This is a genomic window from Salipiger sp. HF18, assembly GCF_011806505.1.
In the GTDB taxonomy this organism is placed as follows: Bacteria; Pseudomonadota; Alphaproteobacteria; order Rhodobacterales; family Rhodobacteraceae; genus Salipiger; species Salipiger thiooxidans.
Map to the genome: position 1 here is coordinate 1 of NZ_JAATOS010000019.1, position 22,863 is coordinate 22,863.

The 22,863-nt window shown below is 69.8% G+C and carries 23 protein-coding genes and 1 pseudogene; 22 read left to right on the top strand and 2 right to left on the bottom strand.

Annotated elements, in window-relative coordinates; translation table 11 throughout:
- The 10 genes from HC022_RS04120 to HC022_RS04165 all read left to right on the top strand — a co-directional run.
- Positions 1-552 (top strand): SPASM domain-containing protein (locus HC022_RS04120; protein ID WP_167451448.1); only part of this gene is annotated, 552 nt, incomplete at its 5' end.
- Entirely contained in the window at positions 549-875 is a 327-nt protein-coding gene (gene qhpC / locus HC022_RS04125) for a quinohemoprotein amine dehydrogenase subunit gamma (RefSeq protein WP_167451449.1), read from the top strand. The genes HC022_RS04120 and qhpC, both read left to right, overlap by 4 nt.
- 4 nt (positions 876-879) lie before the next feature.
- Positions 880-1,968: a quinohemoprotein amine dehydrogenase subunit beta gene (gene peaD / locus HC022_RS04130; protein WP_254884926.1), complete on the top strand. Its 1,089-nt coding sequence runs from the start codon at positions 880-882 to the stop codon at positions 1,966-1,968.
- The gene (locus HC022_RS04135) at positions 1,968-2,618 is read left to right on the top strand and encodes a S8/S53 family peptidase (RefSeq protein WP_167451451.1); all 651 of its coding nucleotides are present in this window, start codon (positions 1,968-1,970) and stop codon (positions 2,616-2,618) included. Before peaD ends, HC022_RS04135 begins: the two co-directional genes overlap by 1 nt.
- The gene (locus HC022_RS04140) at positions 2,615-4,312 is read left to right on the top strand and encodes an ABC transporter ATP-binding protein (RefSeq protein WP_167451452.1); all 1,698 of its coding nucleotides are present in this window, start codon (positions 2,615-2,617) and stop codon (positions 4,310-4,312) included. Before HC022_RS04135 ends, HC022_RS04140 begins: the two co-directional genes overlap by 4 nt.
- A gap of 177 nt (positions 4,313-4,489) precedes the next feature.
- A complete protein-coding gene (locus tag HC022_RS04145; protein WP_008884666.1) occupies positions 4,490-5,503 on the top strand; it encodes an AraC family transcriptional regulator in 1,014 nt (337 codons plus the stop codon).
- A gap of 217 nt (positions 5,504-5,720) precedes the next feature.
- Positions 5,721-6,299, top strand: coding sequence for an OsmC family protein (locus HC022_RS04150; RefSeq protein WP_167451453.1), 579 nt, complete (start codon positions 5,721-5,723; stop codon positions 6,297-6,299).
- An 81-nt stretch (positions 6,300-6,380) separates the two neighbouring features.
- Positions 6,381-6,554 carry a hypothetical protein gene (locus tag HC022_RS04155; RefSeq protein WP_167451454.1) on the top strand — a complete coding sequence of 58 codons (174 nt, stop codon included), beginning with the start codon at positions 6,381-6,383 and terminating at the stop codon, positions 6,552-6,554.
- A 190-nt stretch (positions 6,555-6,744) separates the two neighbouring features.
- Positions 6,745-7,992 (top strand): NAD(P)/FAD-dependent oxidoreductase, encoded by a 1,248-nt coding sequence (locus HC022_RS04160; protein WP_167451455.1) that lies wholly within the window; start codon positions 6,745-6,747, stop codon positions 7,990-7,992.
- Between the two features lie 24 nt (positions 7,993-8,016).
- Positions 8,017-9,153, top strand: a complete 1,137-nt coding sequence (locus HC022_RS04165; protein ID WP_167451456.1) for an NAD(P)/FAD-dependent oxidoreductase — start codon at positions 8,017-8,019, stop codon at positions 9,151-9,153.
- Positions 9,154-9,231: 78 nt separating this feature from the next.
- On the opposite strand, the gene HC022_RS04170 is transcribed toward HC022_RS04165, so the two are convergent.
- A complete protein-coding gene (locus tag HC022_RS04170; RefSeq protein ID WP_167451457.1) occupies positions 9,232-9,381 on the bottom strand; it encodes a hypothetical protein in 150 nt (49 codons plus the stop codon).
- 306 nt (positions 9,382-9,687) lie between these two features.
- Here HC022_RS04170 and HC022_RS04175 point away from each other — a divergent pair, with 306 nt between their 5' ends.
- From HC022_RS04175 to HC022_RS04215, 11 genes and pseudogenes are all read left to right on the top strand, one after another.
- Positions 9,688-10,044, top strand: a complete 357-nt coding sequence (locus tag HC022_RS04175; protein WP_008884007.1) for a group 1 truncated hemoglobin — start codon at positions 9,688-9,690, stop codon at positions 10,042-10,044.
- 4 nt (positions 10,045-10,048) lie between these two features.
- Positions 10,049-11,101 (top strand): adenylate/guanylate cyclase domain-containing protein, encoded by a 1,053-nt coding sequence (locus HC022_RS04180; protein ID WP_167451458.1) that lies wholly within the window; start codon positions 10,049-10,051, stop codon positions 11,099-11,101.
- A gap of 2 nt (positions 11,102-11,103) precedes the next feature.
- On the top strand, positions 11,104-13,017 hold the full coding sequence (locus HC022_RS04185) for an ATP-binding protein (RefSeq protein WP_167451459.1): 1,914 nt from the start codon (positions 11,104-11,106) through the stop codon (positions 13,015-13,017).
- Positions 13,014-13,712 carry a response regulator gene (locus HC022_RS04190; RefSeq protein ID WP_167451460.1) on the top strand — a complete coding sequence of 233 codons (699 nt, stop codon included), beginning with the start codon at positions 13,014-13,016 and terminating at the stop codon, positions 13,710-13,712. The genes HC022_RS04185 and HC022_RS04190 overlap by 4 nt, the downstream gene beginning before the upstream one ends.
- Positions 13,713-13,803: 91 nt before the next feature.
- On the top strand, positions 13,804-14,238 hold the full coding sequence (locus HC022_RS04195) for a globin family protein (RefSeq protein WP_167451461.1): 435 nt from the start codon (positions 13,804-13,806) through the stop codon (positions 14,236-14,238).
- 13 nt (positions 14,239-14,251) lie between these two features.
- Positions 14,252-14,374 carry a hypothetical protein gene (locus tag HC022_RS29610; protein ID WP_008885658.1) on the top strand — a complete coding sequence of 41 codons (123 nt, stop codon included), beginning with the start codon at positions 14,252-14,254 and terminating at the stop codon, positions 14,372-14,374.
- A 44-nt stretch (positions 14,375-14,418) separates the two neighbouring features.
- Positions 14,419-15,456, top strand: a pseudogene (gene cysK / locus HC022_RS04200) (cysteine synthase A); the annotation flags it as partial.
- A gap of 105 nt (positions 15,457-15,561) precedes the next feature.
- Positions 15,562-15,915 carry a glutaredoxin gene (locus HC022_RS28965; RefSeq protein ID WP_368484611.1) on the top strand — a complete coding sequence of 118 codons (354 nt, stop codon included), beginning with the start codon at positions 15,562-15,564 and terminating at the stop codon, positions 15,913-15,915.
- 12 nt (positions 15,916-15,927) lie between these two features.
- Positions 15,928-17,172: an MFS transporter gene (locus HC022_RS04205; RefSeq protein ID WP_167451463.1), complete on the top strand. Its 1,245-nt coding sequence runs from the start codon at positions 15,928-15,930 to the stop codon at positions 17,170-17,172.
- Positions 17,173-17,342: 170 nt separating this feature from the next.
- The gene (locus HC022_RS04210; protein WP_008885754.1) at positions 17,343-17,774 is read left to right on the top strand and encodes a MarR family winged helix-turn-helix transcriptional regulator; all 432 of its coding nucleotides are present in this window, start codon (positions 17,343-17,345) and stop codon (positions 17,772-17,774) included.
- 200 nt (positions 17,775-17,974) lie between these two features.
- Positions 17,975-19,885 carry an FAD-dependent monooxygenase gene (locus HC022_RS04215; protein ID WP_167451464.1) on the top strand — a complete coding sequence of 637 codons (1,911 nt, stop codon included), beginning with the start codon at positions 17,975-17,977 and terminating at the stop codon, positions 19,883-19,885.
- 9 nt (positions 19,886-19,894) lie between these two features.
- Here HC022_RS04215 and HC022_RS04220 read toward each other — a convergent pair whose 3' ends face one another.
- Entirely contained in the window at positions 19,895-22,261 is a 2,367-nt protein-coding gene (locus tag HC022_RS04220) for a transketolase (protein ID WP_167451465.1), read from the bottom strand.
- Positions 22,262-22,393: 132 nt separating this feature from the next.
- Here HC022_RS04220 and HC022_RS04225 point away from each other — a divergent pair, with 132 nt between their 5' ends.
- A complete protein-coding gene (locus HC022_RS04225; RefSeq protein WP_008885378.1) occupies positions 22,394-22,858 on the top strand; it encodes an Lrp/AsnC family transcriptional regulator in 465 nt (154 codons plus the stop codon).
- The last annotated feature ends 5 nt before the right edge of the window (positions 22,859-22,863 follow it).

Consider the following 22,863-nt stretch of genomic DNA (forward strand, 5'->3'; position numbering starts at 1 on the left):
AAGCGGGTTTTCGAGGACATGAAGGCGCTCGGACGGCGCTACGTCGAGGCCGCCTGCCGGGGCGAGAACATCGGTTTCTCGAACATGCACCAGCTGCTCACGGACATCGCGCAGGGCACCAAGAAGCAGGTGCCCTGCGGCGCCGGTCTGGGCATGCTGGCGGTGGACAAGGAGGGCGACCTGCACCTCTGTCACCGCTTCGTGGGCTCGGACCAGCCGACATATGGCAACGTGGACCGCGGCATCGACGTCCCCAAGCTCGCACGGTTCATCGAGACCGCGCAGGACCGCACCGAGTTCGGCTGCAAGACCTGCCGGATCCGGTCGATCTGCGCCGGTGGCTGCTACCACGAGAGCTACGCCCGGCAGGGCGACGCCTTCGCCCCGGTCTACCACTACTGCGACCTGATGCGGGACTGGGTCGACTTCGGCGTCGAAGCCTATGTCCGCATCATGCAGGCCAACCCCGCCTTCTTCAGAACCCAGCTCGAGCCGCGGCTTGCCCGGCCCGGTGCCGCCCAGCCACGCCCTGCACAGGAGCTTGCCAGATGAAACATTTCACCCCGGCCAATTCCAAGGCCAAGGCCTTTGTCGAAGCGCAGGCGGAAGGCCGCGAAGACGAGGTGGTCGCGATGAACAGCCTCGTCGGCTGCACCACCTCCTTCGATCCCGGCTGGGAGGTCGACGCCTTCGGGGCGCTGTCGAACCTCTGCCAGCCGATGGAGGCCGATCTCTACGGCTGCGCCGATCCCTGCTGGTGGCCCGCGCAGGTGGCCGACACGCTCAACACCTACCCGAACTGGAGCGACGACGCGACCAACGTCACCGAGGACTGGCGCAACCTGCAGTCCGTCTTCCCGGAACCGAAAGGCTGACATGATGACCTGCAACAGGACCCTCTCGCTGCTGCTTGCGGGCGGCATGGCGCTGTCGGCGGTGCCCGCGGTGGCCAGGGACTACATCCTCGCTCCGGCGCGGCCCAACAAGCTCGTCGTCGTCGACACCGAGGCGATGGCGATCGACAAGGTGATCACGCTGGCCGAGGACGCGGGCCCGCAGCCCGCGGTGCCCGTCGTCGATGACGAAGGCCGCTTCGCCTATGTCACGATCAACCGCACGGAGAGCATCGTGAAGGTGGATCTCACCACCGGCGAGACCGTGGCGCGGACCGACTTCAGCAGCGCCGGGGAGCGGGTGAAGACGCTCTTCGGCATGGACCTCTCGCCCGACGGCTCCACCCTCGCGGTCTACCAGTCGCCGGTGACGCTGGGCACCACCCATTACGAGGTGCAGCCGACCCGCATCGCCTTCGTCGATACCGCCACGCTCGAGACCGTGAAGACGGTCGAGGCGCCGCGCCAGATCACCCTGCTGATGTACTCGGCCGACGGCTCCAGGATCTACGGCATGGGTCGCAGCATGTTCGTCTTCGATGCCGCAAGCGGCGATCAGATCGACGAAATGCCGATCCACGGCTGGAAGCCCGACGCCTACATGCAGCCCGACGTGCTCGACGTCTGGAGCCAGTTCGAGAGCTCGAACATCATGGTGACGCCGTTCTATACCGCCCGCACCGACCTCAGCCTCGACGATCCCGAGGCCTGGCGCACGGGGATGCTGACGCTCGATCTCGAGAGCGGCGAGATGGAGATGCAGGACATCCGGATGATGGACGTCTTCTACTTCTCCTCGGCGGCCAGCCCCGACGGCACCCGCCTCTACGGCGCCTATAACGTGCTCGAGAGCTTCGACATGGAGAAGGTCGAGCCGCTCAAGCGGGTGGCGCTGCCGCACAGCTACTACTCGGTCAACGTCTCGTCGGACGGTAACACCGTCTGGCTGGGCGGCGCGCTGTCGGATCTCGCGGCCTACGATGCCGAGACGCTCGAGCGCAAGGGACAGGTCGACATGCCCGATGGCGCGGCGATGTCGCTCTCCAATATCCGGCTGTTCCAGCGCGACGAGTGATGCGGGCGGTCGGCATCATCGACAGCGGCGCGGCGCCGGGCCTGCCGGGCGACGCGCGCGCCTTCGATGCCGACGGGGCAGGGCATGCCGCCCTGCCTGACCGGCTGGGCCACGGGACCGCCGTGGCCCGGACGATCCTGCGGGCCTGCCCCTCGGTGCGGCTTGTGCATGCGCAGGTCTTCGACGCGCGGCCCGTGACCTCGGCGCTGCGGGTGGCGGCGGCGCTCGACTGGCTGGCGGGGCGCGGGGATGTGGGGCTGGTCTGCCTCAGCCTCGGGCTTTCCGCCGACCGCACGGTGCTGGCCGAGGCGGTGGCGCGGGCGCAGGCGGCGGGGCTGGTTCTGGTCGCCGCCCATCCCGCCCGCGGCCCGGCGCCATGGCCCGCCGCCTATCCCGGCGCCATCGCCGGAACCGGCGATGCGCGCTGCGGCTGGGACGCGCTGTCCCGGCTGGGTCCGCGGCTCTTCGGAGCGTGGTGCAACTCGCCCGAGCACGGCGGCACCGGCATGGGCGGCGCGAGCCTCGGGACGGCGCGCCTTGCCGGGCATGTTGCCGCGATCATGGCGGACGGCGCCGACACGAGCGCGGCGGGGCTGGACGTGCTGGCGCTGCGCGCACGTCACCACGGCGCGGAAAGGAAGACCGCATGAGGGCGCGGCTCGCACGCATGATGGCCGCGCGGATCTTCCCGAGCGCGGGCTGGCTCGGCCCGCTGGTCGAGCGCGCGCTGCCCGGCATGTCGCGGGTGCTGGCGTTGTCGCTCTTTGCCGCAGCGGTGGGGCTCGCGGCGCCGATGGTGACCAAGGCGCTCATCGACCGGGGCATCATGGCGCGGGACATGCAGGCGCTCGCGACCTGGGCGGCGGTGGGCTTCGCGCTGGGGCTCGGCGTCGTCGGGCTTGGGATCGTCTCGCAGATGGCGCATCTGCGGGCCTCGCAGGCCATGCTGGGCGACCTGCGGCGCACGGTTCTGGGGGCCGCACTCGCGCGCGATCCGCAGGCGCAGGCATTGACCGTGGGCGAGGCGCAGACCCGCATCGACGGCGACTGCGCCGAGATCCAGCGCTTCCTCTTCGATTCCGGCCTCGTCGCGGTTACCGCGCTGTTCCGGCTGCTGGGCGGCACCGCGCTGATGCTGGCGCTCGACTGGCGGCTGGCGCTGCTGCCCGCGCTCGCCGCCCCCTTCGAGCTCTGGTTCCTTAGCTGGGCGCGGCCGCGCACGCAGGCGCGGGCCGAGGAGGTGCGCGAACACCGTGGCGGGCTCTCGAGCCAGCTGGCCGAAACCTTCATGCTGGTCCCCGGGCTGCGTGCCCTGAACGCCTTCGGCACCCGCGAGACCGGCTTCGGCGCGCTGCAGGGCGACCTCTTCCGCGCGCAGGAGCGGCAGCGGCTCTGGACCGAGGCGGTGGGCGCCGTGAGCCAGATCCTTACCGCGGTTGTGCGCTCTGCCGTGCTGCTGCTCGGCGGCTGGCTCGTGGTGACAGGGTCGTGGCCCATCGGCTCGCTGATCGCCTTCCTCGCCTACACCGGCATGATGGCGGGCCCGCTGCGCAACGTGCTGGGGCTCTACCACGCGCAGGCCCGCGCCAAGGTCGCGCTGGCCCGGCTGTCGGGCATCATCGGTGACGCGCACGACCCGGCGGCCGGCGAGAGCTGCCCGCTCCGGCCCTCGGTGATCCGCCTGCAGGGCGCGCGCAGCCCGTGGGGCGGCCATGCGCCGGTCGCGCTCGAGCTGCGGGCGGGGCAGGGCGTGCTGCTCGACGGCCCCTCAAGCATCGGCAAGTCGGCCCTGCTGGCAAGCCTCACCGGCGAGGTCGCGCTGGCCGAGGGCACGGCCGAGATCGACGGCAAGCCCGCCGCGATCTACAGCACCGCGAGCCGGCGCGAGGCCATCACCCATGTCCCGCAGCGGCCCTGCATCCTGCGCGGCACCCTGCGCGACAACCTGCTGGTGGCGGCGCCGGACGCCACGGACGCCGATTGCCGCGAGGTGCTGGGCATCTGCGACCTGCTCGACTGGGCCGACGACCATCGCGGCCTCGACACCGGGCTGACCGAGCTCGGCGCGACGCTCTCGGGCGGCATGCGCCAGCGCATCGCCATCGCCCGCGCGCTGCTGCGGCCCTCGGGAGTACTGATCTTCGACGAGAGCTTCTCCGAGATCGATACCGCCCGCTGCGAACGCATCCTCGATGCCATCGACCGCGCCTGCGCCGACCGGCTCCGCATCTTCGTGGCCCATTCCGGCGCCGTTCGGACGCGCGCCTATGACCAGCGGATCACGCTGGAGGCCGAGCCCCGGCCGGGTGTGCCGCTGCCCATGACCCGGAGGGCCGCGGTCTGACACCAGCTCCCTTCGGCCCGCGGCGGCGCTGTGCGCCGGCCCGTCATGCGCGCGCCAATCACGCGCGGGCCTTCGCCAAGCGCGGGCACGTCCGGAAAACGGACTCCGTCGGATCGCGAAAATCGGATAGGCTTGCGTCGAAAGGTATCGGACCCACCGCCACAGGAAGGCCCCGACATGCTCAATTCGGTCATCTCTGAGACCATCGCCGGGACGGTGCTCGGCGGCGATGACGCAGGCCATGGGCAACCCTCCGTCGAGGGCGAGGGCTTTGTCCCGCTGTCCTTCTTCGTCGACCGGCTCGAGACCCTGCGGCAGCGCTCCGAGGGCGGGCTTTACGCGTGGACCGTGGGCGAGATCTTCACCTTCGACATGCTGGGCGACCTCGGCGAGATCATCGCCTGCGCGCCGACGCTTGGCCACGCCATGCGGCAGCTGGCGCAGGGGCTTCCGATGCTGCAGAGCGGGGCCGAGACCAGCTTCACCGTGATCGACGACGAGGCGCGGCTGAGCTACCGGGTGCTCGACCCGGAGATCTGGCCCCGGCGCGGCGATGCCGAGATCACCCTGTCGCTGGCGCAGAACATCTGCATGCGCTTCGGGATGCCGCGCGGGGCGCTGCGGCAGGTCGGGCTGGAATACGTCCCCGACCGCGATCCGTCGGAATGCGCGCGCCACCTCAGGGTGATGCCGCGCTTCGACCAGACCGAGAACTACGTGGCCTTTCCCGCGCGCTTCCTCTCCAACCCCTCGGTGACCGGCAGCGCCGGCACGCAGGAGTTCTCGGAACGCAGCCGGGCGCTGCTCGACCGGCTGTCGCGCCGCCAGAGCCGGCTCGCGACCGGCGAACTGGTGCGGGCGCGCATCCTGCGCCACATCGGGCGCGGCTCGCTGGGGCAGGCGTCCATCGCCTCCGAGCTCGGCATGTCCGACCGCTCGCTGCGCCGCAAGCTGTCGGTCGAGGCGACCTCCTACCACGACATCCTCGAGGAATGCCGGCGGGCGCAGGGCGAGGCGCTGCTCACCCGCACCGAGCGGAGCCTCGGCGACATCGCCCACGCGCTGGGCTACTCCGACCAGACCGCCTTCTCGCGGGCTTTTTCGCGCTGGTTCAGCATGTGTCCGAGCGAGATCCGTAAGAGTGCCCGCCAGCCCGCGGGTGGAGACCTGCGACCCGGTCTCGCCGGGTAGGCCCATGTCTCTCAGTCTGTCCGTCGAGAACCGGCCCAAGGCCGGTCGTATCACCGAGCGTGTCTCAGCGCGCGAAGGCCCGCGCTCTCTGCATTGAAACAAACGAAACTCCCCGCGCAATCGGCCTGAAACTCCGGTCCGTCAGAACTGCTGTCATCGGAAGGGCAAGACGCCCGACCTGACCGGCAACAGACCAGATCACAGACAGGAGTTTCCAATGACCGCCCAGACCCTCGAAAAGCCCGCCAAGACCGCCATGAACGGCGTCGATGTCCCGACCTTCCTCGCCACGCTGGGCGTGGTGGGCGAGACCCCCGAGATCGCCAAGTTCACCTTCCGCGCCAACGGCGAATGGCTCTCGGGCACCCATAGCCGCACCGCCTTCACCGGCTTCCACGGCGCCATGCAGGAGATGAAGCACCGCCGCGAGTACGATGTCGAGTGCGACCACCCGCAGGTGCTTTGCGGCACCGACAACGCCGCGACCCCGGTAGAGTTGCTGCTGGCGGCGCTGGCCTCCTGCATCACCGCGGGCATTGGCAACATCGCCTCGATCCGCCAGGTGAAGCTGCACGCGGTCGAGACCTCGGTCGAGGGCGACGTCGACCTGAACGGCATCCTCGGGCTCGACAAGACGGCGCGCAACGGCTTCACCGGTGTCCGCATGGCGGTGACCATCCGCGGCGACGCCCCTCAGGAGAAGCTGCGCGAGATCGTCGAGCAATCGGTCGCCCGCTCCGCCGTCTTCGACGTGCTCCGCAACGGCGTCCCCGTCTCGGTCGAGATGGCCGGCTGAGCGCAGGTGCCCGCGCCGCGCCCCGGGCGCGGGCCACCACCGCCACGCTTTCATTCCTCCGGTTTCAGAAGGATCTTCCCCATGCCCCGCTTCACCGCTTCCGACGCCACCAAGAGCTACGGCTCCGGTTTCGACCACGTCGCGCTTCGCGACGCTTTCGCCGACTTCCGCAGCTGGTGGGACCGCAACCGCCTGACCGGGACCGCGCGCCGCGCCGATCCGGAGATCACCCCGAGCCTGCCGATGGCGGCCTGACCCCGACGCCCATCCTCCCTCCTCCTTCCCCGTCCCGACTGGCTCGCAGCTGCAAGGCTGCGGGCCTTTTTTCTTCGGGCAAAACCCCTGATCGCACACTGAAACAGTCGAAACGCAAAGGCGCCTTCGACGACGCCCAAGCGAAACCCGCGCCGGTCAGGGTGGCTCCAACGCAAGACGGAGAACCCCAATGTCCCCCATCATCCCAGTCCTCATCATCGGAGCGGGCCAGGCCGGCCTCGCGCTCAGCTGGTCGCTGACCCGGCGCGGCATCGACCACCTCCTGCTCGAGCGCGGCCGGGTGGGCGAGCGCTGGCACGCCGAGCGCTGGCCGGGGCTGCACCTGCTGACGCCCAACTGGATGAACCGCCTGCCCGGACCCTGGCCCGAGGCCGATCCCGACGGGTTCATGTCGGCGGCCAGTTTCGGAGAGCGGCTCTCGGCCTACCGCAAGGCCATCGCGGCGCCGGTGCTGACCGGCTGTGCGGTGCGCTCGGTCCGCCACGAGACCGGTCTCTTCCACGTCGACGCGGGCGCGCGGCACTTCTTCGCGCGGGCGGTGGTCATCGCCACCGGAGCCTGCGACCGGCCCGCCGTCCCGGGTTGGGCCGCGGCCTTGCCGGAGGACATCGCGCAGGTGAGCCCCACCCGCTACCGCGGCGCCGGGGTGTTGGCGCCGGGCGGCGTTCTTGTCGTCGGCGCCTCGGCTACCGGGGTGCAGCTTGCCGCCGAGATCCGGGCGTCGGGCCGGCCTGTCACGCTCGCGGTCGGGCGGCACGTGCGCACGCCGCGGCGGTACCGCGGGCGCGAGATCTTTTCCCTGCTATCCGGCAGCGGCTTTCTCGAAGAGCCGCGCCCCGCGAATGCCGATCCCCGCCAGCTCATGGCGCTGCCGTCGCTGCAGCTCACCGGGGCGGGCGGAGGCGGTGCGCTGGGGCTCGAGACACTGGCCGCCATGGGCGTGAGCCTCGTCGGGCGCGCGCTGGGGGCGGGTGGTGGTGTGGTCCGGCTCGACCCGGCGCTGGCGCCCGAGATCGAGGCCGCCGAGCGGCGGCGTCACCGGATCCTTCGCCATGTCGACGGTCATATCGATGCGGCGGGGCTACGGCTGCCACCCGATGCCGCCGCGTGGCGCGCCCCGGAGCTGCCGGGCAGCGGTCCCGACCGGCTCAGCCTTGCCGCCGCTGGCATCCGGACCGTGATCTGGGCGACCGGCTTCCGGCGCAGCTACCCGTGGCTGCACCTGCCGGTGCTCGACGCCGCCGGTGAGCTCCAGACCCAGGGCGGGGTGACCGCCGTGCCCGGGCTCTACGCGCTGGGCCTTCCCTTCATGCGCCACCGCGCCTCGGCCTTCATCCACGGGGTGGGCCGCGACGCCGAGGCGCTCGCCCCTCTCATCGCGGCCGGGCTTCGGCGCGATGCCTCCCTTGCAGCCTGAACCCCCTTCGAAAGGACCAGGAAAATGACCACGATCCATTATGATGCCATGGTTGTCGGCGCCCGCTGCGCCGGGGCCGCCACCGCCATGCTGCTTGCCCGGCAGGGAGCGCGCGTGTTGCTTGTCGACAGCGCCCCGCCGGGCACGGACACGATGTCCACCCACGCGCTGATGCGCGGCGCGGTGATGCTGCTCGAGCGCTGGGGCCTTGCCGAACCGCTGCGCGCCGCCGGCACGCCGCAGGTCAGCCGCACCAGCTTCATCTACGGGGCCGCCGCGCTCGATCTCGACATCCGGCCCGAGGAGGGGGTCGAGACCCTGATGGCGCCGCGCCGCTACCTGCTTGACGCGATGCTCGCCCGCGCGGCCGCCGAAGCCGGCGCCGGGCTGCGTTACGAGACCGCCTGCGTCGGCCTGCTGCGGGACGATGCCGGCCGGGTCCGTGGCGCAAGGCTTGCGTCCAGTGACGGCCGCACCGAAGAGGTCCGCGCCGCGCTGGTGATCGGCGCCGACGGCAAGCGCTCGCGGGTTGCGCGTCTGGTCGGGGCGCCGGTGACGCGGCAGGCGGGGCACTCGGTCGCTTGCGCCTACCAGTACGTCACCGAGTTGCCCGACCGCGGCTATCGCTGGCACTTCGACCCTGGCGCTGCGGGCGGGCTGATCCCGACCAACGACGGCCGGACCTGCGCCTTCGTGGCGCTGCCCGAGGCGCGTGCGAAGGACCTGCGCGGCGCCCCGCTGCCCGCGCTCGCGCACCGCTACCTGCCGTGCATGGCCGCGGACATGGAGGGCGCGGTGCCCGAGGCGGCGCCGGTGATCTTCGCCGGCATGCGCGGCTATTTCCGCCGCTGCGCCGGTCCCGGCTGGGCGCTGGTGGGCGATGCGAGCTGGTTCCGCGACCCGATGACGGCGCATGGCATCACCGACGCCTTCCGCGATGCCGCCCTGCTGGCCGAGGCCGTGACGACGGGCACGCTCTCGGACTACGAGGCGCTGCGCGACCGGCTCTCGGGCCCGATCTTCGAGGTCTCGGACCGGATCGCGAGCTTCGACTGGTCGCTAGGCGAGCTCGCCGGCCTGCACAAGGCGCTGAACCGCGCGATGAAGGCCAACCAGGCCTGGATCGCCGGCCGCCCGACCGAGGAGCGCCGCGTCGCCTGACGCGGCCCCCGCCGCCCGCTGGGAACACAAAAAAGACCCGCCGGACCGGCGGGTCTCTTCGCTTCGGCGAGAACGCGTTCAGCAGTTGTAGAAGCTCGCGAAGAGGCGCCGGCGCTCGGCGTCGGTTGCGGCATCGACGCCTCCCGGCAGGTTGCGCAGGGCGCGGCGGTAGCGACGCTCGGCGCGGCGGTCTTCAAGGGCTTGGTGCAGGTCGTTCAGGGCTTTCATGGCTTGGTCCTTTGTCAGGTTGGTCACGTCGGTGATGCACAACCTTCGCCCGGCGCGGTTTCGGACCGATGTCGCGGCGGGGGCGGAAATGTTTGGACTGTAGCGTCCCCGCCGCCCGACCTGAAACAATTGAAACGAAGCGGGGCCTGCGCTGAAACACGATCCATACATGCGCCGGAAAGGATGGCGTCTCCGCCCCGTCGACGAACTTCTTGCCACAGAGGTGCAAGATCCCGCATGTTTGCAGAAGATTACCAGACAACGGATTTTGGCGACGAGGGGCCCCGCGGCCCGGGGGAGGAGCGCATGGAGAAGTCCCTGTTCGAAAAGTACGGCGGGTTCTCCGTCGTCAGCAAGATCGTCCTCGACCTCTACGACCGGCTGCTCGACGATGATGACGTCGGGCCGTTCTTTGACGAGATCGACATGGCGCGCATCGTCGATCACCAGACCAAGTTCGTCTCGTCGCTGATGGGCGGTCCCGCCTCCTACAGCGATGAGCAGATCCGCCGGATGCACGCCCATCTCGAGATCCACCAGCTGCATTTCGACAAGCTCCAGTCGCTGTTGCGGGCGACGCTGGCCGATCATGGGGTGGCGCCCGAGGACCAGGAGGCCATCCTCGCGGCCTTCGAGGCCCGGCGCGCCTTGGTGACGGGGTGAGAGCATGACCATCGCGGCGATCAACGAACAGCTTCTGAGGGCCATCGGCGTCGGGGTCGCGCTGCTCGATCTCGAGACCCTGCGGCTGCGCTTCTGCAATGACACGTTCCGCGGCTGGTTCGGCGAGATGGAGGTGGGCTCGAACCTGCTGGAGCAGTTCGGCGATCTCGACGTCGAGGCGCTGCGGGCGGCGCTGACCTCCGAGGGGCGCTACGCGACCGAGAGCACCTTCCGCCTGCGCCGCAGGACGATGACCGTGGCGATGGATTTCAACCGCGCGCTCGACGAGGACGAGCCGATCGCGGTGCTGGTCTGCCAGAACATCTCGCGGATCAAGGAACTCGAGTCGATGATCGACAGCTACTCCGCCATGGTCGAGCGCAACACCCGCGAGATCAAGCGCGAGAAGGAGCAGGTCGAGAAGCTGCTGCTCAACATGATGCCGCGCTCGGTCTACGAGGAATACAAGACCTTCGGCATCGTCACGCCGCGGCTCTACGATCCGGTGTCGGTGGTCTGCATCGACTTCATCGGTTTCGCCGAGATGGTCACCGCACATGAGCCCGCCGTCATCGTCTCCGAGCTCAACGACATCTACACCGCCTTCGACCGCATCGGCGAGCAGTTCGGCTGTGCCCGGATCCGGGCGGTGGGCGATCTCTATATCGGCGTCGCCGGGCTGCCCGACCCGACCGAGGATCACGCGCAGGCGGCGGCCAACGCCGCCATCCGCTTCATGCGCTACCTGCACCAGCGCAACGCCAGCCACCCGATCCAGTGGAGCTGCCGGGTGGGCATCGCCTCGGGGCCGGTAGTGGGCTCGGTCGTGGGGGTGCAGAAATACATCTACGACGTCTTCGGCCCGGCGGTGATCTATGCCAGCCGGTTGCGCTACATGGCCGAGCCGATGACCATCACCGGAAACGGCGCCGTGGTCGCGGCGCTCGACAACCAGTTCTCGGCGACCGAGGCGGGCACTCTGGCGCTTTCGGGCGAAAGCGAAGAGCCGGTGTTCCGCATCTCCGCCGAACAGATGCGCGCCGGGCAGGAACTCTGACCATGGCGGTGCGCTTCGATCCCTCGGTGCCGGAAGCGCCCGACGGACCGGGGCGGCGACCGTCCGACATGCTGGAAGAGGTGATCGACGCCCTGTCCGAGGGTCTGGCAATCTTCGACGAGAACGCGGTGCTCTTGCGCTGCAACTCCGGCTTCGAGCGGATGAACACCACCGTGGGCGACCTGCTCGAGCCGGGGCTCGACTGGTCGCTGCTGCTGCGCGAGTGGACCGCGAGGGGCGCTGTCTCGGCACAGGACGGCGAGCGGCTCAGCTTCATGGAGGCGCGGCTTGCGGGCGGCGACTGGATGGTCACCCCGCTCGAGGCGGAATGCGGCGACCGGGTCTACGAGTTCGTGATGCGCAGCACCGCGGCTGGGGGCTTCGTGCTGGTGCAGACCGACGTTACCGAGCGGCACGGTTTCGAGGAGGCTGAGCGCGCCGCCGACCAGCTGGTGCGCAAGGTGCTCGAGAACTGCCCGGCCAACATCATCATGTCGCGCGTCGGCGACGGCGAGGTGATCTACCGCTCGCCCGCCGCGACCGAGCTGCTGGGCAACGCCGAGCGCACCCACGCGCATTTCGCCTCGCGCGCCGAGCGGGCGGATTTCATCACCGCCGTGCTGCCCGACGGCCGGGTCGACGACATGCCGGTGACCGGCGTCCGCGCCGATGGCACGCGCTTCCCGAGCCTCGTCTCCGCCCGGCTGATCCAGTACCGGGGCGAGGACGTGCTGGTGTCGTCCACCGTGGACGTCTCGAAGGAGGTCGACCTGCGCCGCCGCCTCGCGGCGCAGCGCGAGCAGATCTTCCAGGCCGAGAAGATGTCGGCGCTGGGCGAGCTTCTGGCGGGCGTGGCGCATGAGCTGAACAACCCGCTCTCGGTGGTGGTGGGCCACGCGCTGATGCTGCGCGATGAAGAGATCTCGGACGATGTGCGCCGCCGGGTGGAGAAAATCTCGGATGCGGCAGAGCGCTGTGCCCGGATCGTGAAGTCCTTTCTTGCCATGGCGCGCCAGCAGCCGACGCGGCTGGTGCCGACCGACATCGCCGAGACCGTGCTGATGGCGGTGGATGCGCTGCGCAACGGTGCCGACGGGCTGGGCGCCGAGGTCGACTTGCAGATCGCGCCCGACCTGCCGAACGTGCGCGGCGATGCGCATCAGCTCTCGCAGCTTGTCATCAACCTCGTGACCAATGCCGATCAGGCGATCCGCGACAGCGGCACCGGCGACACCATCGGCATCGCGCTGAGCCACGATGCCGGTGCCCAGATGGTCGAGCTGCGGGTGACGGACAACGGGCCCGGCATCCCGCAGGAGATCCGTAGCCGCATCTTCGATCCGCTCTTCACCACCAAGCCCGTGGGTTCGGGCACCGGCATCGGGCTGGCGCTCTGCCACCGCATCGCCACCGCCCACGCCGGCCGGATCGCGCTGGCGGAGACCTCCGGTCCCGGCACCACGCTGGTCGTGCGCCTGCCCACCACCGAGGTCGAGAGCGACGCCGCGGCCACCACCCGTCCGCCCGAGGCGGCGGTCTCGCGCGGGGCGGTGCTGGTGGTCGACGACGAGGAGGACGTCTCGGACCTGATCCGCGAGATCCTCCAGCGCGAGGGCTTCGAGGTCACCGTGGCCAATTCCGCCGAGACCGCGCTCGAGCGGGTCGCAAGTGGCGACTTCGCCCTGATCCTGTCGGACCTGAACATGCCGGGGCTCGGCGGCCGGGGTTTCTACGAGCGGCTGCTGCGCGATCGGCCGGCGCTGGCGCGGCGCATGGGCTTCGTCACAGGCGATACCATGAGCCCGCAGGCGCGAGGCTTCCTCGACGGGGCCGGGCGGCCTTTCCTCGAGAAACCCATCGCGCCCGAGGAACTGCGGCGGCTGGCACGGGCGATGCTCAAGGGAGGCGCGGCATGAGCGATCACATCCTGATCTGCGATGACGAGCCCGACCTGCGCGAGATGCTGGCGGAATACCTGGGCAAGCGCGGTTACCGCACCACGCTCGCCGCCGGGGCCGAGGAGCTGCGCGCGCATCTCGCCGAGGCGCGGCCGGATCTCATCCTGCTCGACATCAACATGCCGGGCGAGGACGGGCTGTCGGTCCTGCGCAGCCTGCAGGGGCCCGAGGCGCCCATGGTCATCATGCTGACCGCCGCCGGCGACGTGATCGACCGGGTGGTGGGGCTCGAGATGGGCGCCGACGACTACCTCGCCAAGCCCGTGGACCTGCGCGAGCTGGTGTCACGCATCAAGGCGGTGTTGCGCCGCCAGACCAGCGTCGCCACCGAGGCCCCGCGCGAGCGGGCCCGCTTCCGCTTCGGCAAGACCTGGCTCGACCTCGACGCGGCGAAGCTCTTCGACGAGGGCGGCGAGGAGCTGCCGCTCACCGCGATGGAGTTCAACCTGCTGAAGCTCTTCGCCCGCAACCGGGGCAGGGTGCTGAACCGGGACCAGATCCTCGAGGGCGCGCATGACCGCTCGTGGGATCCGTTCGACCGCTCCATCGACATCCGCATCTCGCGCATCCGCAAGAAGATCGAGGTGAACCCCGCCAAGCCCGAGGTCATCCGCACCGTGCGCGGGGTTGGCTACATCTACGACCCGGGCTGAAACACTCGAAACACGCGCGCCGTCTTCCGGACACAGGCGCGAAACCCGTGAGGCACATCCTGGCTGCACCTTCCGATCAAAGGAGCAAGCCATGAGCCTGACACCGCAGAACATCTCCGACATCCGTTACAGCTGGCAGGCGCTTGCCGCCGAGCCGGAGGCCCTCGCCGCTGACTTCTACGAGACCCTGTTCCGCCACGACCCGGCGCTGCGCCCGCTCTTTGGCGCGACCGACATGGCCGGGCAGGGCCGCAAGCTCGCCGCCGCCATCGCGCTGGTGGTCAAGAGCGCCGACGACCTCGCCCCGGTGCTGGCACCGCTCGAGGCTCTGGGCGCCCGTCACGTCGTCTACGGCGTGCAGGACGGCGATTACGACACCGTGGGCGCCGCGCTGATCGAGACCATGTCCCGCCGGCTGGGTGCAGGCTTCACGCCCGCGACCCGTGACGCCTGGCTTGCCGCCTACGGCGCGGTGGCCGGGACCATGCTGGCCGGCGCCGCCGCGGCCCGGCGCAAGAGCGCCTGAGGGGACCGCTGCGATGCCGTCCCCGTCCATCCCTCCCGCGGCGCTTCTGCCGCGTCACCCGCGCAGGGTGATCGCCGCGGCGATCCTGGCAGGTGCTGCCGGGGTCTTCGCCCATTGCATCCTGCCCATCCTCTGACCCCTCCCTCCCAACCCCTCCCTTTCCGGACAAGGACCCTTCCAATGACCAAGGCTTTCAACAGCATCCTCGACACCGTCGGCAACACGCCGATCGTCCGCATCAACAAGCTCGCGCCCGAGGGCGTCGAGCTCTACGTCAAGCTCGAAGCCTTCAATCCCATGGGCTCGGTCAAGGACCGGCTGGCCCTCGGCATCATCGAGGCCGCCGAGCGCGACGGCTCGCTCAGGCCCGGACAGACGGTGATCGAGGCCACCAGCGGCAACACCGGCATCGGCCTTGCCATGGTCTGTGCCGCCAAGGGCTACCCGCTGGTGGTGACCATGGCCGAGAGCTTCTCGATCGAGCGCCGCAAGCTGATGCGCTTCCTGGGCGCGCGGGTGGTGCTGACCCCGGCTGCCGAAAAGGGCTCGGGCATGATCGCCAAGGCCCGCGAGCTGGCCGAGACCCACGGCTGGTTCCTCGCCCGCCAGTTCGAGAACGAGGCCGGCCCCGACATGCACTCGCGCACCACCGCGGCCGAGATCCTCGAGACCTTCGCGGACGCGCCGCTGGACTACTGGGTGTCGGGCTTCGGCACCGGCGGCACCATGAAGGGCGTCGCGCGCACGCTGAAGCAGCGCAGCCCGGGCACCCGCATCGTCGCCAGCGAGCCCGACAACTCGGCGCTTCTGGCCTCGGGCGTGGTGCAGCCATTCAACCCCGACGGCTCCCCCGCAGCCAGCCACCCGGCCTTCCGCCCGCACCTGATGCAGGGCTGGACGCCGGACTTCATCCCGAAGCTGGCGCATGACGTGCTGCGGGAGGGCTGGATCGACGAGATCCGCGCCGTGGCCGGGGCCGACGCCATGGCTTGCGCGCAGGATCTGGCGCGGCACGAGGGCATCCTCTGTGGCACCTCCGCCGGGGCGACCTTTGCCGCGGCGCTCGAGGTGGCGCGCAATGCGCCCAAGGGCTCGCGCATCCTTGCCATGCTGCCCGACACCGGCGAGCGCTACCTTTCGACCCCGCTCTTCGGCGGCATCGAGGAGGTGATGAACGCCGAGGAGCTGGCCATCGCCGCCTCGACCCCGCGCTTCCGCTTCGACGCGCCCTCCGCCCCCGCGGCGCAGGCCGCCCCGGCTGCGGCCAGCGACGAGGCACTGGCCGACCTGCAAGCGCTGATCTTGGATCCGTCGCAGCCGGTGGTGCTCTTCGCGCTTGAGTGGTGCGAGTTCTGCTGGTCGGTGCGCAAGCTCTTCGCGGCGTCGGGGATCGCGTATCGCTCGGTCGATCTCGACAGCGCCGCCTTCCGCATCGGCGACCGCGGCGGCGCGCTGCGCAAGGCACTGGCCGAGGCCACCGGCGCGGTGACCATCCCGCAGGTCTTCGTGGGCGGCCGGCACATCGGCGGCGCGACCGAGACCTTCGACGCCTTCAACGCGGGCGACCTGCAGCAGAGGCTGGCAGAGCTCGGCTGCGGGGTAAACGCCGAGGGCATCGGCAACGCCTACGGGTTCCTGCCCGGCTGGCTGCACCCGCGCAGACCCGCCGCGGCCTGAGGAGGACAGACCATGGACGATCTCCACTCCGCCACCCCCGAGCGCCCCGACCCCTATCGCTGGGTCATCGTCCTTTCCGCGTCGGCCATGCTGGCCGTCGCGATGGGGCAACTGGTGAACGGGCTCTCGGCCTTCTTCACGCCGCTCGAGGAAGCCGAGGGCTGGAGCCGCGCAGACGTCGCGCTGATCAACTCGGCGGGGCTTATCGGTCTCGCCCTGGGCGGCATCGTGATGGGCTGGCTGGCGGACCGCGTCGACACCCGCAAGGTGATCCTGACCGGCGCGCTTGTCACCGGGCTCTGCGTCACCGCGGCGGGCTTCGCCACGGCGCTCTGGCAGCTCTACGCGCTGTTCTTCGTCGCGGGCGCGCTGGGCGGCGGGGCGCTGTTCGCGCCGCTCTTCGCGCTGGTGGGGAGCTGGTTCCGCACCGGCGCGGGGCTCGCCATCGGCATCGTCTCGGCCGGGCAGGCGATAGGGCAGGGTGGCATTCCCTTCGCCAACGCGCTGCTGATCGAGAGCCTCGGCTGGCGTGGCGCCTTTGTCGCCATCGGCCTTGCGTCGCTGGCCATCCTCGTGCCGCTGGCGCTGCTCGCCCGCGTCCCGCGCAGGGCCGGCCCCGTGGCGGCGCAGGTGGCCGAGACGCCCACGGCGGTGCCGACCCCGGTGGTGGTGGCGCTGATGGGCCTCGGCGTGGTCTTCTGCTGCGCGCTGATGTCTGTGCCGCTGATGCATCTCGCGCCGCTGGTCGAGCTCTGCGGGGCGAGCGGCGCGGAGGCGGGCAGCGTCGTGCTGGTCATGATGATCGCCGCCATCGCCGGGCGGGTGGCCTTCGGCAAACTCGCGGACATGATCGGCGCGCTGCCGGCCTACCTCGCGGCGAGCGCCTGGCAGACCGCCTTCGTCTTCCTTTTCGTGCGGATCGACGACATTTCGCTCTTCTACCTCTTCGCGCCGGTCTACGGCTTCGGCTATGCGGGGGTGATGACAGGGGTGCTGACCAGCATCCGCACCCTGATCCCGGCCAAGCGCCGGGCCGGAGGCAGCGGCATCATCATCGCCTTCGCGTGGGGCGGGCACGGTCTTGGCGGCTGGCTGGGCGGGCTCTTCTTCGACGCCACGGCGAGCTACGAGCTGACCTTCGCCGTGGCCGCCGGAGCGGGGGTGCTGAACCTGACGGTGATCCTGCTGCTCGGCTGGCTGGTGATCCGGCCCTGTCGCGGCACGGGGACCCGCATGGCGGACGGTCTTGCCGTATAGAACCACAGGCGCGGGGCCAAACGGGCCCCGCGTTTCGACCGTTCTGTGACTTTCGGCCCGCCTCTGGCGGGCGCTTTGCGTCGAAAAGGTAGCAACGCATATCATTCCGGGTAACATGCTGAGAAGGAATGACTTAAGCTCCGAGGGTGAACGACGCGGAGGACAGGGTCTTGGAACTACACGACATGGCAGGGCACCTGATCCGGCGCCTGCATCAGACCTCGACCCACGTGTTTGCGACGCGCACCAAGGACGCTGGCCTTGACGTCACGCCGGTGCAGTTCGCGGCCATGGACGCGATCCGCGGCAATCCCGGCATCGACCAGGCGGGGATCGCCGCCGCCATCGCCTATGACCGTGCGACCATCGGCGGGGTGATCGACCGGCTCGAGCAGAAGGGCTGGATTTCGCGCACCGTGAGCCCGCGCGACCGGCGCGCCCGGGTGGTGACGTTGACGGGGGAGGGCGCCGCGATGTTCGACCGCATCCGCCCCGTCGTGCGCGCGCTTCAGGCCGAGATTCTGCCCGGCCTCTCGGACGAGGAACGCGCGCAGTTCCTCGATCTCGCGCGCAAGGCCTCTGCCGGGGCACCGCAGCCCTAGCGGCGAATCCCTTTCCTCGCAGGTTCTGTCCCAGGGGTGGCCCGACGCGCCCTGCCTCGTTTGGTATTTTCAATACGAAACAACGGGATGATGTATTTAGTATGTGTACATATTTATGGATTGACCGAAATTGGTAAGTATAGATACTATGTCTCCAGACCGGGCCTCGGCCCGTGCCTGCAGGGCGAGGAGGAGAGATCATGCAGTACTACCTGAACGGCTTTCGCGGCGGCGATCCCGACCTTGACGATGCGGTGCCGGGCCGTCGCGAGTACGGCGGTTTTGCACCGCTTCCCGACAAGGTGGACGTGCTGATCGCGGGCTGCGGACCGGCGGGGCTCTGCCTCGCGGCGCAGCTCTCGCGCTTCCCCGAGATCGACGTGATGATCGTCGAGCGCAAGCCGGGCCCGATGGAGAAGGGGCAGGCGGATGGCGTCAACACCCGCACCATGGAGATGTTCCAGGCCTTCGGTTTCGGCGAGAAGGTCAAGCGCGAGAGCTACTGGGTGAACCAGACAACCTTCTGGACCCCGGATCCGCAGAACACCGGGCACATTCGCCGCGCAGGCCGGGTGCAGGACGTGGCCGACGATTCCTCGGAGATGCCGCACACGCTGATCAACCAGGCGCGGATCCACGAGCTGTTTCTCGACGTGATGCGCAAGTCGCCCCGCAGGCTCGAGCCCGATTACGGCTGGTCGGTCGTGGACGTGACCGTGGACGAGACCACCGAGGACCACCCGGTGACCGTCACGCTCGAGAACACCGGGGTGAACGCCGGCGCCACCCGGATCGTGCGGGCGAACTACGTGGTCGGCTGCGACGGCGCGCGCTCGAACGTGCGCAAGGCCATCGGCGGCACGCTGCACGGCGATGCCGCGCACCAGGCCTGGGGGGTGATGGACATCCTCGCCAACACCGATTTTCCCGACATCCGGCAGAAATGCGTCGTGGCCTCGGCCACCGAGGGCAACGTGCTGATCCTCCCGCGCGAGGGGGGCTACCTGTTCCGCATGTATGTCGAGCTCGACAAGCTGAACCCCGACGAGCGCGTCTCGAGCCGCAACCTGACCTCCGAGCACATGATCGCCGCCGCCAACCGGATCATGCGGCCCTACACCATCGACGTGAAGGAGGTGGTCTGGTGGTCGGTCTACGAGATCGGGCACCGCATGACCGACCGGTTCGACGACGTGCCCGAGGACCGGAAGGCACACCGCACGCCGCGGGTCTTCACCGCGGGCGACGCCTGCCACACCCACAGCCCGAAGGCGGGGCAGGGGATGAACGTGTCGATGCAGGACACGTTCAACCTCGGCTGGAAGCTGGCGCATGTGTTCCAGGGGCGCGCGGATGCGAGACTGCTGCACAGCTATTCCGCCGAGCGCTGGCTCGAGGCCAAGCGGCTGGTCGACACCGACCACAAATGGGCGCGGATCATGTCGGCGCCGCCGGGCGCGTCCGAGCTCGACGGGTCGGACATGCCGCGGGTGCAGAAGCAGTTTATCGAGAACCTCGAGTTCACCGGCGGGCTTGCGGTGCACTACATGCCGTCGGCGCTGATCGGGGCGGACACCCACCAGGCGCTGGCGCAGGGGCAGGTGATCGGCCGCCGTTTCCACTCGGCGCCGGTGGTGCGCGTGGCGGACGCGATGCAGATGCAGCTCGGGCACGTGGCCGAGGCCGACGGGCGCTGGCGGATCTACGCCTTCGCGGGTGAGGATCCCTCGGCCATTCACAGGCTGGCGGAGTGGCTCGGCAGCGATGCGGCGTCGCCGCTGGTGCGCTACACCCGCAGCGACGAGGACATCGACGGGCTCATCGACCTGCGGGCGGTGTTCCAGCAGACCTTCGACCAGCTCGCCTATGAAGAGATGCCGGCGCTCCTGAAGCCCGCCAAGGGCCGCTACGGATTGCAGGATCACGAAAAGGTCTTCTGCGTGGATCACAAGGGCGCGGGCGACATCTTCGACATGCGCGGCATCGACCGCGCGCAGGGCTGCATGGTCGTGGTGCGCCCCGACCAGTACGTCGCGCATGTCCTGCCGCTTGCCGGGGTCGCCGAGCTTGCGGCCTTCTTTGACGGCTTCCTCAGGGCACCGGCGCGCTGACCGGGCGGCTCAGCGGATCTGCCGCCCGGGCGTGAGCCCCGAGATCGAGGCCACCAGCGACTGGCGGTCGATGCCGAAATGGCGGTGCAGGTCGGGGATCGTCCCGGTCTGCCCGAAATGCTCGACCCCGTGCGCAATCGTCCGGTGCCCCGCGACCGAGCCAAGCCAGGCCAGCGTCGCCGGGTGGCCGTCGAGCACGGTCACGAGGCTGCACGAGGCAGGCAGCGGGGAAAGCAGGCGCTCGACATGGCTCTGCGCGTTCGCGTTGCCGCGCGCGCGGGCCCGCTGGGCGGCGGTCCAGCCGGCGGCAAGCCGGTCGGCGGAGGTCACGGCAAGCACGCCGATGTCGCGCCGGTGCTCGCCCGCGATGCCGGCGGCGGCGATGGCCTCGGCCGCGACTGCGCCCTGGTAGGCGATGACGACGCTGCAGTTCGGCCCCGGCTCGCGCAGCCAGTAGGCGCCGTCGATGGAGCCCTGCCGGAACCCGTCGTCGCTGCGCTTGCCCGGCTGCTCGAGCGGCTGCGTGGTGAGCCGCAGGTAGACCGAGCCGCCGGTCTCGTCGCGCAGCCACGTGCGCTCGTCCGGGTCGCCGTCGCCATCGCGCTGGAGGTAGTCGAAGGCCCAGCCGAGGATCACCGCGAGCTCATCCGCGAAGGCGGGCTCGAAGGCCGCGAGCCCGTCCTGTGCCATGCCGGTGAGCGGCGTGCCCACCGACTGGTGCGCCCCGCCCTCCGGCGCCAGCGTTACCCCCGAGGGCGTGCCCACGATGATGAAACGGGCGTCCTGGTAGCAGGCGTAGTTGAGCGCATCGAGCCCGCGGTGCACGAAGGGATCGTAAACCGTGCCGATGGGGATCAGCCGCTTGCCCCAGAGCGAATGCGCCAGCCCCGCGGCGCCCAGCAGCAGGAACAGGTTCATCTCGGCGATGCCCAGTTCGATGTGCTGGCCGTCGGGCGAGAACTCCCATTTCGCGGTCGAGGGGATGCGGTGCTCGATGAAGGCATCTGCCTGCGCCGTGCGGGAAAAGAGCCTGCGGCGGTTGACCCAGGGCCCGAGGCTCGTGGTGCCGGTGACGTCGGGTGACGTGGTGACGATCCGCTCCGCCAGCGGGCCCTTGTCGCGGGCGAGCGCGCCGAGGATCTTGCCGAAGGCGGCCTGCGTCGAGATCTCGGCATCGGTGGGCGCAGCGAGATCCGGGACCGCCAGCCGGTCGTCACTCAGGCGGCGCGGGTAGCGGGCGAAGAACGGCACGCGGTCGAGGAAGCCGCGCAGCCGGTCGGGGTCGTCGATGGTGGCGAAGGGCTCCCACTCCGCACCCTCGGGCACGCCCATGTGGGCCTGCCACTCGGCCATCTGCGCCTTGGTCATCAGCCCGCCGTGGTTGTCCTTGTGGCCGGCGATGGGCGTCCCCCAGCCCTTGATCGTGTAGGCGAGGATGCAGGTCGGGCGGTCGTGGTCGATGGATGCGAAGGTCTCGGCCATGGTCTCGACGCAGTTGCCGCCGAGGTTCTCCATCAGCTCGGCCAGCTCGGCGTCACTACGCCGTTCGATCAGCGCCGACACCGGGCCCTGATCGCCGAGATCGTCGTTCAGCCGCTTCCGCCAGACCGCGCCGCCCATGTAGGTGAGCGCGGAATACTCGGCGTTGGGGCAGCCATCTATCCAGTCGCGCAGGGCCGCGCCGCCCGCTTCCTCGAAGGCCGCGCGCTGCAGCCGGCCGTGCTTCACGCGGATCACGTCCCAGCCGAAGGCGTCGAAGATCTTCTCGATCCGCCCGAAGAGCCCCTCGCGCACGATCCCGTCGAGCGACTGGCGGTTATAGTCGATGACCCACCAGCAGTTGCGCAGATCGTTCTTCCAGCCTTCCTGCAGCGCCTCGTAGATGTTGCCCTCGTCAAGCTCGGCGTCGCCCATGAGGGCCACCATGCGGCCCGAGGGCGCGTCCATGCCCCAGGGCTTGGCGCGGATGTAATCCTGCACCAGCGCCGCGAAGCTGGTGATCGCGACGCCGAGCCCGACCGAGCCGGTGGAGAAATCCACGTCGTCCACGTCCTTGGTGCGGCTGGGGTAGCTCTGCACGCCGCCGTAGCCGCGGAAGGCCTCCATCTTCTCACGCGGGAGGTTGCCCATCAGGTAGTGCATGGCGTGGAAGACCGGCGCGGCATGGGGCTTCACGGCGACCCGGTCCTCGGGCCGGAGCGCCGAGAAATAGAGCGCCGTCATGATCGATAGCATCGAGGCGGACGAGGCCTGATGCCCGCCCACCTTGATGCCGTCGGCCTTGGGGCGCAGGTGGTTGGCGTTGTAGATCATCCAGTGCGACAGCCAGAGCAGCCGCTGTTCGATGTCCCTGAGATGCCGCGAGTCGTCCGTCATGTGGGGTCCTCCTCCTCCGGGGACGAGCATATCCGCCTGAGCGGGGGGATTTCGCCAAAGCTGTTGCGATCCGGCGCAGATTGCGCTGAGATCAGGCGTGTTTCGCGAAAAATGCGATGGAAGCCGGCGCGTATGACCACGGATCTCGACGATATCGACTACAGGATCCTGCGCGCCCTGCAGCGGGACGCACGGCTGACCCATCAGGAACTGAGCGAGAAGGTCGGGCTCTCGCCGTCGCCCTGTGCCCGGCGGATCCGCAAGCTCGAGGCCGAGGGCTACATCACCGGATACAGCGCGCGGATCGACGACGCGCGGCTGGGCTACGGGTTCAGCGTCTTCATCTCGGTGCGGCTCGACCGGCAGATCGACGACCGGCTGGTCGCCTTCGAAACCGAGATCAAGCGCTGCCCCGAGGTGGTCGATTGCTGGCTGATGACCGGAAGCTTCGACTACCTGCTGCGCGTCGCGGTGGGCGATCTCGCGGAGTTCGAGCGGTTCCTGACCGGGCGGTTGACCAAGCTGCCGGGGGTGGCCTCGCTGGAATCCTCGATCCCGATCCGGCGGGTGAAGTACCTGCCGGCGCGGCTCGACTGAGGGCG

Excerpts from the sequence above, each read along its gene's own strand:
- HC022_RS04205 (WP_167451463.1), top strand. The coding sequence starts at position 15,928 with ATGGACGATCTCCACTCCGCCACCCCCGAGCGCCCCGACCCCTATCGC.
- HC022_RS04220 (WP_167451465.1), bottom strand. The coding sequence starts at position 22,261 with ATGACGGACGACTCGCGGCATCTCAGGGACATCGAACAGCGGCTGCTC.
- HC022_RS04190 (WP_167451460.1), top strand. The coding sequence starts at position 13,014 with ATGAGCGATCACATCCTGATCTGCGATGACGAGCCCGACCTGCGCGAG.
- HC022_RS04180 (WP_167451458.1), top strand. The coding sequence starts at position 10,049 with ATGACCATCGCGGCGATCAACGAACAGCTTCTGAGGGCCATCGGCGTC.
- HC022_RS04145 (WP_008884666.1), top strand. The coding sequence starts at position 4,490 with ATGCTCAATTCGGTCATCTCTGAGACCATCGCCGGGACGGTGCTCGGC.
- HC022_RS04140 (WP_167451452.1), top strand. The coding sequence starts at position 2,615 with ATGAGGGCGCGGCTCGCACGCATGATGGCCGCGCGGATCTTCCCGAGC.
- HC022_RS04170 (WP_167451457.1), bottom strand. The coding sequence starts at position 9,381 with ATGAAAGCCCTGAACGACCTGCACCAAGCCCTTGAAGACCGCCGCGCC.
- HC022_RS04165 (WP_167451456.1), top strand. The coding sequence starts at position 8,017 with ATGACCACGATCCATTATGATGCCATGGTTGTCGGCGCCCGCTGCGCC.
- HC022_RS29610 (WP_008885658.1), top strand. The coding sequence starts at position 14,252 with ATGCCGTCCCCGTCCATCCCTCCCGCGGCGCTTCTGCCGCGTCACCCG.
- HC022_RS04215 (WP_167451464.1), top strand. The coding sequence starts at position 17,975 with ATGCAGTACTACCTGAACGGCTTTCGCGGCGGCGATCCCGACCTTGAC.
- HC022_RS04160 (WP_167451455.1), top strand. The coding sequence starts at position 6,745 with ATGTCCCCCATCATCCCAGTCCTCATCATCGGAGCGGGCCAGGCCGGC.
- HC022_RS04175 (WP_008884007.1), top strand. The coding sequence starts at position 9,688 with ATGGAGAAGTCCCTGTTCGAAAAGTACGGCGGGTTCTCCGTCGTCAGC.
- HC022_RS04135 (WP_167451451.1), top strand. The coding sequence starts at position 1,968 with ATGCGGGCGGTCGGCATCATCGACAGCGGCGCGGCGCCGGGCCTGCCG.
- HC022_RS04150 (WP_167451453.1), top strand. The coding sequence starts at position 5,721 with ATGACCGCCCAGACCCTCGAAAAGCCCGCCAAGACCGCCATGAACGGC.
- HC022_RS04155 (WP_167451454.1), top strand. The coding sequence starts at position 6,381 with ATGCCCCGCTTCACCGCTTCCGACGCCACCAAGAGCTACGGCTCCGGT.
- peaD (WP_254884926.1), top strand. The coding sequence starts at position 880 with ATGACCTGCAACAGGACCCTCTCGCTGCTGCTTGCGGGCGGCATGGCG.
- qhpC (WP_167451449.1), top strand. The coding sequence starts at position 549 with ATGAAACATTTCACCCCGGCCAATTCCAAGGCCAAGGCCTTTGTCGAA.
- HC022_RS04185 (WP_167451459.1), top strand. The coding sequence starts at position 11,104 with ATGGCGGTGCGCTTCGATCCCTCGGTGCCGGAAGCGCCCGACGGACCG.
- HC022_RS04195 (WP_167451461.1), top strand. The coding sequence starts at position 13,804 with ATGAGCCTGACACCGCAGAACATCTCCGACATCCGTTACAGCTGGCAG.
- HC022_RS04225 (WP_008885378.1), top strand. The coding sequence starts at position 22,394 with ATGACCACGGATCTCGACGATATCGACTACAGGATCCTGCGCGCCCTG.